Here is a 10,721-nt window from a genome sequence, read left to right on the forward strand (position 1 = left end):
CCGGGGCGCCGCGCGCGCGCGCGCCCCCCCCCCCCGGCGGGGGGGGGGGGGGGGGCCCCCGCCGCCGGGGGGCCCCCCGCCCCGGGGCCCCCCGGCCGGGTGCGCCCCCCACCGGGCTACCCCCGCACGCGGGTTCACCTCTCGGTTCCCCTCTCAGCTCCCCTCTCGGTGCCCCTCTCGGTTCACCCTTTCCCGTCCGGCAGGGGCAGGGCCGCGAACCGGTGGGACTCCCAGAGCAGCCGGGAGTCCTCCTCGGGGTAGGCGGCGATCGCGTTCGCCCCGCCGTCGAGGACGAGGGCCCGGCGCTTGTGCGCGTCGTACGGGGGCCAGTCCTCGTCGGTGAGCCGGGAGGAGGCGAAGGCCGTCCACGCGGCGCGCAGCCGGGCCGACAGGGTCTCCGCCTCGGCCGACGGCTCCGGCCCGATCAGCATCGGCGCGAGCCCGCTCGTGAGATTGCCGAAGGTCAGCGGTACGTCGAGGGCGTGGCAGGCCCCGAGGGCGCCGCCCATCCCGGGCGACTGCCAGGTCAGTTCGTAGACGCGGGCGGTGCCGCCGCCGGCGATCTGCGCCTCGGCGAGACGCAGGCTGGGCATCCGGAACAGCCAGTCGGAGAAGACGAGTTCGTGCAGCCGCTCGGCGTCGGCGTCCGGGTGGGCGGCGCGGTAGGCCGCCGCGCTGTCGGCCACCGGGCCGAAGGCGCTGAACGCGGCGCGCGCCTGCTCCTCGGTGATCCGGCCGAGTTGCCCGCTCAGGGCGGCGAACAGCCGGAACTCGTCCTGGTTGTGCCCGACGATCAGCTCGACGTCCCGGGCGGCCCCGTCCGCCAGGGCCTCCCAGGGCGCGCGGGGCAGTACGTCCCCGTCGACGACCGGTGAGTACGGCGCTCCCGTACGGGCGACGCCGCCCCAGCGCTCCTCCCACCCGGACATCTTCCCGGCCATGGCGACGCCCGCGGCGACCAGCCGGTCCGGCGGGAACTGCGCCAGCTCCGCGGCCGTCGGCCGGATGTCCGGGCCGAGTTCGGCGGCGATCTCCGTGGAGATGTCCGCGGCCAGCTCCGCCGAGAAGTACGGTCCGGGCACGCTCTGGGCGATGGCCCGGGTGAAGAGCCCGGCGGCCCGCTCCATGACCAGCAGCGCGGCGACCGACCCCGCGCCCGCCGACTCGCCGAAGACGGTGACACGGCCCGGGTCGCCGCCGAACGCGGCGATGTTGTCCCGTACCCACTCCAGGGCGGCGACCTGGTCGAGCAGGCCCCGATTGGCGGGCGCCCCCTCGATCCAGGCGAAACCCTCCACCCCGATGCGGTAGTTGAGGGTGACCACGACGACGCCGCCCTCGCGCGCGAGCCGCCCGCCGTCGTAGCCGGGGTCGCCCGCGGTCCCCGACATGTACGCGCCGCCGTGGATCCACACCATGACCGGCAGCCGGACATCGGGGTCCGTGACCGTGCCGGGCAGTGCGGGCGACCAGACGTTGACCGTCAGCCACTCGTCCGGTGCCACGGACCCGCGGGCCCCGCCGTCCGCGTCACCGCTCGGCCGCGTGAGCCGGGTCGCCGACTCCGCCTGCGGGCACGCCGGCCCGTACGCCCCCGCGTCCCGTACCCCCGCCCAGCCGGCGGCAGGGCTCGGCGCGGCGAACCGCAGGGCGCCCACCGGCGGCTCGGCGTAGGGGATGCCGCGGAAGACGGCGACGCCGCCCTCCCGGCGGCCCCGCAGTCTTCCGGCCGCGATGCTCAGCTCCGTGCCGGGATCGGCCCCGGCCGCCGTGGACGCGGAGGCGATGTCGGGGGCGGGCTCGGCAGCGGTCATCGGGGGTCCTCTCGGCCGGGCCGGCCGCACCGGCCGGCGGGGTACGCCGTACACGGCGCACCCTGACAACGTCCGGGCGGCGCGGCCGGGTTCCGCCCGCCCCACGCGCCCCGGCCGCCTCAGTCGCCCCAGTCGCCCCAGTCGCCCCACCGATGTGTACCGGTCACATGGCCGGAACCGTCACACAGCCGGAACCGGCTTACGGACCAGCAGGCACCCCTGCGGTACCCCCGCGCCGTCCAGATCCCTCACCAGCGTGGCGTCCACGACGAGCCCGGCGCCCTCCGCCAGTGCGGCGACCCTCTCCACCGGCAGCAGATGGACGTCGAGGGACATCGGGTGGCCGCCGTACCCGCGCTCCTTGCGCCGCACCTCGTCCCCCACGTGGAACCCGAGCAGCAGCAGTCCGCCGGGCGCCAGGACCCGGCTGAACTCGCCGAACACCGTGGGCAGGACATCCCTCGGGATGTGGATCACCGAGTACCAGGCGACGACGCCGCCGAGCGTACCGTCCGCCTGCTCCAGGGCGGTCATGGTGCCGAGGCCGAACCGCAGCCCCGGGTGGGACCGCCGGGCCACGTCGACCATACGGGGCGACAGCTCCACGCCGAACGCCGCCAGCCCGAGCCCGTGCAGATACGCCGTCACATGCCCGGGACCGCACCCCACATCGGCGACCGGGCGTCCACCGTCGGCCCGTACACGCTCCGCGAACGCGCCGAGCATCTCGCGCCCCAGCACATCCCTCTCGAACGCGGGGCCCACCAGCGCCGCGTAGTCCACGGCGACGGTGTCGTACGAGGTCCGCGTCTCGCGCAGAAAGGTCGGCTCGGCCATGGCGCGCACCCTACTCCCGCGCCTCCCGCCCCCGTTCGTCCGGCTTCCCGCCGATGCCGCCGATGTCCCCGGCGTCCCCGGCGTCCCCGAGCACGAGCGGCTCGCCGTCCCGCCCGGCCAGCCCCACCAGGTCCAGCAGCAGCCGCAGTTCGCTCCCCACCCCACGCAGCCGCAGCGGCCGGCCCCGTCTGCGGGCGTCGAGCTGGAGCGCGACCAGCACATGAACGGCGGCCAGATTCGGCCGCCGGAGCCCGCCGACATCACAGACGACGCCCCCGGCCCCCTCGGAACCGCGCAGCCGCGCGCCCAGCTCGGCACGGAGCCGGGGGGGGGGGGCGCGGGGGGGGCGGCGCCCCCCGCGGCGTCGGCGGGGGGCTCGGCGGACACCCCCCCCCCCCCCCCGCCCGCCCCCGCCCCCCCCGCCCCCAGCCCCCCCGCCCCCCCCGCCCCCTGGAGCCCCCGGGGGGGGGCCCCGCCCCCCGGGGTGACGTGCCCCGCGACGACGAGAACGATCGGATCACTGGCATCCACACCAAGGAGACCGATCCCACGCCCGGAACTCATCGCGACGCCCCGCACACAGCCCGTACGCTGCCGGTCATGACCCATGACCCCGCCGAACACACCCCCGTCGACCTGGTGATCTTCGACTGCGACGGTGTCCTGGTGGACAGCGAGCGGATATGCGTCCGCGTGGACGCGCAGGTCTTCGCCGCGCTGGGCTGCCACTTCACCGAGGAGGAGATCATCGAGACATTCGTCGGCTCCTCGGGGGAGATCTACGACGCGGCCGTCGAACAGCGCCTCGGCCGTCCGCTGGAGCCGGGCTGGCACCGCGCGTACGAACACCTCTACCAGGAGGCGTTCGACGCCGAACTGACCGCGATCGACGGCGTCGCCGAGACGCTGGAAACCCTCGGTCTCCCCTTCTGCCTCGCCTCGAACGGCGGCCACGCCACCATCCGCCGCAACCTGACGACCACGGGCCTCTACCAGCACTTCGAAGGCCGTGTCTTCAGCGCCGCCGACGTCGCCCGGGGCAAGCCCGCCCCGGACCTCTTCCTCCACGCGGCCCGCACGATGGGCGTGGCCCCGGAGCGCTGCGCGGTCGTGGAGGACAGCCCGTACGGCGTGACGGCGGCCCGCGCGGCGGGCATGCGCGCGTTCGGCTACGCGGGCGGCCTGACGGCCCCGCACAAGCTGGCGGGACCGGGGACGGTCGTCTTCGAGGACATGCGGGAGCTGCCGGGGCTGCTGGCGGGCCGGCCGGTCAGCTGACAGGCAGCTCGGAGGTGTCGACGACCAGGTCGAAGGGGGCGGGGAGGGTGAGCTTGCCGCCGTACTCAACCGCCTGGAGCGTGCGGTACGTGCCGCCCTCGGGCTCGCCGTAGAGCGTGGCGGTCGGGCTGTCCGACACCCAGGGATCGAGGAGCAGGTAGAGCGGAACGCCGGCCTGGGCGTAGCCGTGCGCCTTGGCGATGCGATCGTGGTTGGCGTTGCCGCGTGAGGTGATCTCCACGACGAGCTTCGCCCGGCTCACAGGGAACAGGTCCCCGGGCACGGGCCGGTCCTCCTCCGCCGCCACCATCAGGTCCGGGATATAGAGGCCCTTGCGACCCGGTACCGCCGCTTCCTGTGTCTGGAAGATTCTCCAGTCGCTCGGGATCACCGCGTACAGAAGCCGCTGCACACTGTCAGCAGTCGAGTTGTGGTCCCAGGACGGCGTCGGTGACACGGTGATGATCCCCTCAATGATCTCCACCTTGCAGCCCTCGGGTGCGTCCTTCTCCCTCCAGAGACGGACGAGGTCGTCCCAGCCCGGCTCGGGCTCGTGGTCGACGGTGAGTGCGCTCATGGCGGTCTCCTTCGTTGTGTCACCGATTCCAGCATGCCGAACGGGACCGGTGGCCGTCCACCGATCCCGTTCACCCGAATGAGGAAACCGCAGGTCAGGCGATACGTTCCCGCACCACCGGCGTGGTCTCGTACGCCGTGCCCGCCGGGCTGATGTCGTACGTGCCCGCCAGGGCCTCGGTCGCGTAGCCGAACTTCTCCGGGGTGTCCGTGTGCAGGGTCAGCAGGGGCTGGCCCGCCGTGACCAGGTCGCCCGGCTTCGCGTGGAGCTCGATGCCCGCGCCGGCCTGGACCGGGTCCTCCTTGCGGGCGCGGCCCGCGCCGAGGCGCCAGGCGGCGACGCCGACGCCGTACGCGTCCAGGCGGGTCAGGACGCCCGTGGCCGGGGCCGTGACGATCTGCTGTTCGCGGGCGACCGGGAGGGCCGCGTCCGGGTCGCCGCCCTGGGCCGCGATCATGCGCCGCCAGACGTCCATCGCGGAGCCGTCGGCGAGGGCCTTCGCCGGGTCGGCGTCGGTCAGCCCGGCCGCGTCCAGCATCTCGCGGGCCAGGGCGAGCGTCAGCTCCACCACGTCGGCCGGGCCGCCGCCCGCCAGGACCTCGACGGACTCGCGGACCTCCAGGGCGTTGCCCGCGGTGAGGCCGAGCGGGGTGGCCATGTCGGTGAGGAGCGCGACCGTGCGTACCCCGTGGTCGGTGCCCAGGCCGACCATGGTGGAGGCGAGTTCGCGGGCGTCCTCGATGGTCTTCATGAAGGCGCCGGAGCCGACCTTCACGTCCAGGACCAGCGAACCGGTGCCCTCGGCGATCTTCTTCGACATGATCGAGGAGGCGATCAGCGGGATCGCCTCGACGGTGCCGGTGACGTCCCGGAGCGCGTACAGCTTCTTGTCGGCGGGGGCCAGTCCGTCGCCCGCCGCGCAGATGACCGCGCCGGTGGTGCCGAGGACGTCCAGCATCTCGGCGTTGGAGAGCAGCGCCCGCCAGCCGGGGATGGACTCCAGCTTGTCGAGGGTGCCGCCGGTGTGGCCGAGGCCGCGTCCGCTGAGCTGCGGTACGGCGGCGCCGCACGCGGCGACCAGCGGGGCCAGCGGGAGCGTGATCTTGTCGCCGACGCCGCCCGTGGAGTGCTTGTCGGCCGTGGGGCGCGACAGCGCGGAGAAGTCCATGCGCTCGCCGGAGGCGATCATGGCGGCGGTCCAGCGGGCGATCTCCGTACGGTTCATGCCGTTGAGCAGGATGGCCATCGCCAGCGCCGACATCTGCTCGTCGGCGACCTCGCCACGCGTGTAGGCGTCGATCACCCAGTCGATCTGCTCCGGGCTCAGTTCGCCCCGGTCGCGCTTGGTGCGGATGACGGAGATGACGTCCATGGCGGTCCTAATCCTTGCGTTCGACTACGTACGTACGACGGCCCCGGCGCCGCCGGATCGCGGCGGGGCCGGGGCCGGGTTCAGTGGGAGCGGCCGGGCGGGCCGTCGTGGCGGGGGCCGTTCCCGAGATGGCCGGGTCCGAAGGCCTGCGGGAGCATGTCGGCGAGCGTACGGATCCCGTCCGGGGTCTCCATCACGAGTTCGGGGCCGCCGAACTCGTACAGGAGCTGGCGGCAGCGCCCGCACGGCACCAGCACCTCGCCCGCGCCGTCGACGCAGGTGAAGTGGGTGAGCCGGCCGCCGCCGCTGAGCTGGAGCGCGGAGATCAGCCCGCACTCGGCGCAGAGCCCGAGGCCGTACGAGGCGTTCTCGACGTTGCAGCCGGTGAGCGTGCGGGCGCTGCCGCCGTCGTCGGTCACCGCGAGCGCCGCGACGCCGACCGGGTAGCCGGAGTACGGGGCGTACGCGCGGGACATCGCGTCCCGCGCGGCCGACCGCAGCGCTGCCCAGTCCACCTCGGCCGTCGCGTCCGGCGCCGTCATTTGCCCTGGCCCTTCCGGTACGGGAGTCCGTCCGCCTTGGGCATCCTGAGCCGTTGCGCGGAGAGCGCGAGGACCAGCAGCGTGGTGACGTACGGCGCGGCGTCCACGAACTGGCTGGGCACCTGGTCGGTGAGCCCGTACCAGACGAAGAGGAGCGCGGAGACGGCCGCGGAGATCACCGCGGGCACGTACTTCTTCTTGTAGAGCTGCCAGCAGACGACCAGCACCAGCAGGATCGCGAGGAGCAGCAGCATCGCGTGGACGTTCTCGGCGCCGCCGCGCAGCTTGAGGCTGTCGGTGAAGCCGAAGAGCCCGGCGCCCAGGGCCATGCCGCCCGGCATCCAGTTGCCGAAGATCATCGCGGCGAGGCCGATGTAGCCGCGCCCGCCGGTCTGGCCCTCCTGGTAGATGCCGGTGGAGACGATGGCGAGGAAGGCGCCGCCGAGTCCGGCGAGGCCGCCGGAGACGACCACGGCGATGTACTTGTACTTGTAGACGTTGACGCCGAGGGATTCGGCGGCGACGGGGTTCTCGCCGCAGGAGCGCAGCCGCAGGCCGAACGCGGTGCGCCACAGCAGCCACCAGGTGCCCGGGATCAGCAGCAGGGCGACGACGGTGAGCAGCGAGAGGCCGGTGACCAGGCCGCCGACCAGGCCCGCGAGGTCGGAGACGAGGAACCAGTGTCTGGCCTGGAGGTCCTGCATCCAGTCGGAGAGCCCGGGGACGGTGATCTCGGTGATCGAGTCGACGCGGGGGGACTGCTTGGAGGAGCCGCCCTCGGCCGCGTCGAAGGTGAACTTGGAGAGGTAGCGGGTGGCGCCGACGGCGAGGATGTTGATGGCCACGCCGGAGACGATGTGGTTCACGCCGAAGGAGACGGTGACGACGGCGTGCAGCAGTCCGCCGAGGGCGCCGCCGATGATGCCGAAGAGGACACCGGTCCAGGGGCCCCACTGGTAGCCGGCCCAGGCGCCGAACCAGGTGCCGAGGACCATCATCCCTTCGAGGCCGATGTTGACGACGCCCGCGCGCTCGGCCCACAGGCCGCCGAGTCCGGCGAGGCCGATGGGGATGGCGAGTTCGAGCGCGCCGGCCACCTGGCCGACGGAGGTGATGTCCTCGGCGCCGCTGATCAGCCGTACGAGCGAGACCAGGGCGAGCGCGCCGGCGACGATCAGCAGGATGACGGGCAGGGAGAGGGTGGGCCGGCCGCCGCCCTTCCTGGGGGCGGCGCTCGTGGCGGAGACGGTGCTCGTGGTCGTGGTCACAGCGCGGACCCCTCCTTCTCGGTCTTGTCGTTGCCCGACGGTCCGGGGACCTGGGTGTCGCTGTCGGACGGGCCGTGGCCCGCCGGGGGCCCGGTGGTGGCGAGGGCGCCGCCCGCGGCGAGTTCCTCGCCGACCTTCTGCTGCTGGCGGCGGAGTCCGTAGCGGCGGACGAGTTCGTAGCTGACCACGACCGAGATCACGATCAGGCCCTGCATGATCGTCGCGATCTCCTTCTCGTACCCGTACTGGTCGAGGGAGGCCGACGACTTGTCGAGGAAGGCGATCAGCAGCGCGCTGAACGCGATGCCCAGCGGGTTGTTGCGGCCCAGCAGCGCGATGGTGATGCCGGTGAAGCCGACGCCGGTGGGGAAGTCGAGACTGTACGTGTGGGTGTCGCCCAGCAGGGTCGGCATCCCGGCGAGTCCGGCGATACCACCGGAGACCAGCATCGCGGTGAGGATCATCTTCTTGGCGTCGACGCCGGACGCCTGGGCGGCGCTCTCGCTGGCGCCGGTGGCGCGCAGGTCGAAGCCGAAGCGGGTCCGGCCGAGGACGAACCAGTAGACGATGCCGCAGGCCGCGGCGACGAAGGTGAAGCCGTAGATCTCACCGGCCTCGATGCCCATGTCCAGGCCGGGGAACCAGCCGGCCTCCGGGATGTCGCCGGTGGTGAGGTTGTTGGAGCCGGCGGGCTGGACGCCGAAGTTCTTCGGCAGGATCAGCCAGGCGACCAGGCTGGTGGCGATCGAGTTGAGCATGATCGTGGAGACGACCTCGCTCACCCCGCGGGTCGTCTTGAGGATGCCCGCGATCCCGGACCAGAGGGCGCCGACGAGCATCGCGACGATCACGATCAGGGCGATCTGGAGCGGCCCCGGCAGGTCGACGCTGGCGCCGACGAGCGCGGCCACCATCGCGGCGAGCCGGTACTGGCCGTCGACCCCGATGTTGAACAGGTTCATCCGGAAGCCGATGGCCACGGCGAGGGCGGCCAGGTAGTACGTTCCGGCCTGGTTGACGATCAGCACCTGGACGTCGACGTACGAGGCCGACTCGAACATGATGCGGTACGGCTCCCACGGGTTGGTGCCCGAGACGAGCAGCACCATCGTGGTCAGGGCGACGGCGACGACGAGTGCGAGCACCGGTCCCGCGAAGCCCAGGATCAGCCGGTCCTTGTCGAATTTCTTCATCGGGCGTCGTCCTCCGGGACCGTGCTCTGCGCTGCTGCCTCTGCCGTCCCCGGCGCCTCGGGGGCCTCCGGGGCGTCCGCCGCTTCCAGATGACCGGTGGCGGCGCCCGTCATGGCCGAGCCCAGCTCCTCCGGGGTGATGGTGGCGGGGTCCGCGTCGGCGACGAGCCGGCCGCGGTACATCACCCGCAGCGTGTCGGAGAGCCCGATCAGCTCGTCGAGGTCGGCGGAGACCAGGAGCACGGCCAGGCCCTCGCGGCGCGCCTCGCGGATCTGGTCCCAGATCTGCGCCTGCGCGCCGACGTCCACCCCGCGGGTGGGGTGCGCGGCGATCAGCAGCTTGGGGTGGTGGCTCATCTCGCGGCCGACGATCAGCTTCTGCTGGTTGCCGCCGGACAGGGAGGCCGCGGTGACCTCGATGCCGGGGGTGCGGACGTCGTACTCGCGCACGATCCGCTCGGTGTCGGCGCGGGCGGCCTTGAGGTCGAGGAGGCCGCGGCGGCTGTTGGGCCGCTCGGTGACGTGGCCGAGGATGCGGTTCTCCCAGAGCGGGGACTCCAGCAGCAGGCCGTGGCGGTGCCGGTCCTCGGGGATGTAGCCGATCCCGTCCTCGCGCCGCTTGCGGGTGGGCGCGTGGGAGATGTCCTCGGTGGAGAGGGTGATCGTGCCGCCGTCGGGGTCGCGCATCCCCATCAGCGCCTCGATCAGCTCGGTCTGGCCGTTGCCCTCGACGCCGGCGATGCCCAGGACCTCGCCGCGGTGGATGGTGAGGCCGATCCCGTCCAGGACCTCGCGGACCACGCCGTCGGGGTCGGTGGCGGTGAGCCGCAGTCCGTCGACGGTGAGCACGGGAACGTCCGTGACGGTGGACTCCCGGGTCTCCGGCGAGGGCAGCTCGCTGCCGACCATCAGCTCGGCGAGCTGCTTGGTGGTGGTGCGCGCCGGGTCTGCGGTGCCGACCGTCGTGCCGCGGCGTATGACGGTGATGTCGTCGGCGACGGACAGCACCTCGCCCAGCTTGTGCGAGATGAAGATGACGGTGAGGCCCTCGGCCTTCAGCTCCCGCAGGTTGTCGAAGAGCGCGTCGACCTCCTGCGGTACGAGGACGGCGGTGGGCTCGTCGAGGATCAGGATGCGGGCGCCGCGGTAGAGGACCTTGAGGATCTCCACGCGCTGGCGGTCGGCGACGCCGAGGTCCTCGACGAGCGCGTCGGGGCGCACGCCGAGTCCGTACGCCTCGGAGATCTCCTTGATCTTCCGGCGCGCCTTGGTGCCGATGCCGTGGAGCTTCTCGCCGCCGAGGACGACGTTCTCCAGGACGGTGAGGTTGTCGGCGAGCATGAAGTGCTGGTGGACCATGCCGATGCCGCGCGCGATGGCGTCGGCGGGGCTGCCGAAGACGGCCTGTTCGCCGTCGACGGTGATGGTGCCCTCGTCCGGCTTCTGCATGCCGTAGAGGATCTTCATCAGGGTCGACTTGCCGGCCCCGTTCTCACCGACGAGGGCGTGGACGGTGCCCTTGCGGATGGTGATGTCGATGTCGTGGTTGGCGACGACACCGGGGAAGCGCTTGGTGATCCCCTGGAGCCGCACGGCGGGCGGCGCGGCGGGCGCGGGGCGCTCGGCGGTCTCCGGGGTCGCGGGCGGGCTCGGGGGGCTGCTGGGCGGACTGCTGGACGCGTTGATGACGCACTCTCCTCGGCGGGGAAGGAGCGGGGGGTGAGGCTGCGGGGGCAGGGCGGGGGTGAAGCTTCGCGCCGGAGGGCCGTCAACACGCGTAGCGCTGCCAGAACATGGGGATGGGGCGGGATGAGCTGAATCTCCCGGGCCCGGACGACGGC

The 10,721-nt window shown here is 73.1% G+C and carries 10 protein-coding genes; 1 reads left to right on the top strand and 9 read right to left on the bottom strand.

Translation table 11 applies throughout. The features are described 5' to 3' along the window. Positions 1-182 precede the first annotated feature (182 nt). From ACFXPK_RS30855 to ACFXPK_RS30865, 3 genes are all read right to left on the bottom strand, one after another. Positions 183-1,814 (bottom strand): carboxylesterase/lipase family protein, encoded by a 1,632-nt coding sequence (locus tag ACFXPK_RS30855; RefSeq protein WP_385080423.1) that lies wholly within the window; start codon positions 1,812-1,814, stop codon positions 183-185. A gap of 180 nt (positions 1,815-1,994) precedes the next feature. Next, on the bottom strand, positions 1,995-2,651 hold the full coding sequence (locus ACFXPK_RS30860; RefSeq protein WP_385080424.1) for a class I SAM-dependent methyltransferase: 657 nt from the start codon (positions 2,649-2,651) through the stop codon (positions 1,995-1,997). A 10-nt stretch (positions 2,652-2,661) separates the two neighbouring features. Beyond that, entirely contained in the window at positions 2,662-2,961 is a 300-nt protein-coding gene (locus ACFXPK_RS30865; RefSeq protein ID WP_385080428.1) for an STAS domain-containing protein, read from the bottom strand. A gap of 290 nt (positions 2,962-3,251) precedes the next feature. On the opposite strand from ACFXPK_RS30865, the gene ACFXPK_RS30870 reads away from it, so the two are divergent. Beyond that, positions 3,252-3,929 carry an HAD family hydrolase gene (locus ACFXPK_RS30870; protein WP_385080426.1) on the top strand — a complete coding sequence of 226 codons (678 nt, stop codon included), beginning with the start codon at positions 3,252-3,254 and terminating at the stop codon, positions 3,927-3,929. On the opposite strand, the gene ACFXPK_RS30875 is transcribed toward ACFXPK_RS30870, so the two are convergent. The 6 genes from ACFXPK_RS30875 to ACFXPK_RS30900 form a co-directional block, all read right to left on the bottom strand. Next, entirely contained in the window at positions 3,922-4,506 is a 585-nt protein-coding gene (locus ACFXPK_RS30875) for a Uma2 family endonuclease (RefSeq protein ID WP_385006364.1), read from the bottom strand. The genes ACFXPK_RS30870 and ACFXPK_RS30875 overlap by 8 nt on opposite strands. 94 nt (positions 4,507-4,600) lie before the next feature. Further along, positions 4,601-5,878: a thymidine phosphorylase gene (locus ACFXPK_RS30880; RefSeq protein ID WP_385006362.1), complete on the bottom strand. Its 1,278-nt coding sequence runs from the start codon at positions 5,876-5,878 to the stop codon at positions 4,601-4,603. 80 nt (positions 5,879-5,958) lie between these two features. After that, positions 5,959-6,420, bottom strand: coding sequence for a cytidine deaminase (locus tag ACFXPK_RS30885; protein ID WP_385006360.1), 462 nt, complete (start codon positions 6,418-6,420; stop codon positions 5,959-5,961). Next, positions 6,417-7,688: an ABC transporter permease gene (locus ACFXPK_RS30890; protein WP_385006358.1), complete on the bottom strand. Its 1,272-nt coding sequence runs from the start codon at positions 7,686-7,688 to the stop codon at positions 6,417-6,419. Before ACFXPK_RS30890 ends, ACFXPK_RS30885 begins: the two co-directional genes overlap by 4 nt. After that, positions 7,685-8,881, bottom strand: coding sequence for an ABC transporter permease (locus ACFXPK_RS30895; protein ID WP_385006356.1), 1,197 nt, complete (start codon positions 8,879-8,881; stop codon positions 7,685-7,687). The genes ACFXPK_RS30890 and ACFXPK_RS30895 overlap by 4 nt, the downstream gene beginning before the upstream one ends. Next, on the bottom strand, positions 8,878-10,617 hold the full coding sequence (locus tag ACFXPK_RS30900) for an ABC transporter ATP-binding protein (protein WP_385006368.1): 1,740 nt from the start codon (positions 10,615-10,617) through the stop codon (positions 8,878-8,880). Before ACFXPK_RS30900 ends, ACFXPK_RS30895 begins: the two co-directional genes overlap by 4 nt. Between the last annotated feature and the right edge of the window lie 104 nt (positions 10,618-10,721).

This window comes from Streptomyces sp. NPDC059142, assembly GCF_042755665.1.
Lineage (GTDB): Bacteria > Actinomycetota > Actinomycetes > Streptomycetales > Streptomycetaceae > Streptomyces.

Excerpts from the sequence above, each read along its gene's own strand:
- ACFXPK_RS30880 (WP_385006362.1), bottom strand. The coding sequence starts at position 5,878 with ATGGACGTCATCTCCGTCATCCGCACCAAGCGCGACCGGGGCGAACTG.
- ACFXPK_RS30895 (WP_385006356.1), bottom strand. The coding sequence starts at position 8,881 with ATGAAGAAATTCGACAAGGACCGGCTGATCCTGGGCTTCGCGGGACCG.
- ACFXPK_RS30860 (WP_385080424.1), bottom strand. The coding sequence starts at position 2,651 with ATGGCCGAGCCGACCTTTCTGCGCGAGACGCGGACCTCGTACGACACC.
- ACFXPK_RS30875 (WP_385006364.1), bottom strand. The coding sequence starts at position 4,506 with ATGAGCGCACTCACCGTCGACCACGAGCCCGAGCCGGGCTGGGACGAC.
- ACFXPK_RS30870 (WP_385080426.1), top strand. The coding sequence starts at position 3,252 with ATGACCCATGACCCCGCCGAACACACCCCCGTCGACCTGGTGATCTTC.
- ACFXPK_RS30855 (WP_385080423.1), bottom strand. The coding sequence starts at position 1,814 with ATGACCGCTGCCGAGCCCGCCCCCGACATCGCCTCCGCGTCCACGGCG.
- ACFXPK_RS30885 (WP_385006360.1), bottom strand. The coding sequence starts at position 6,420 with ATGACGGCGCCGGACGCGACGGCCGAGGTGGACTGGGCAGCGCTGCGG.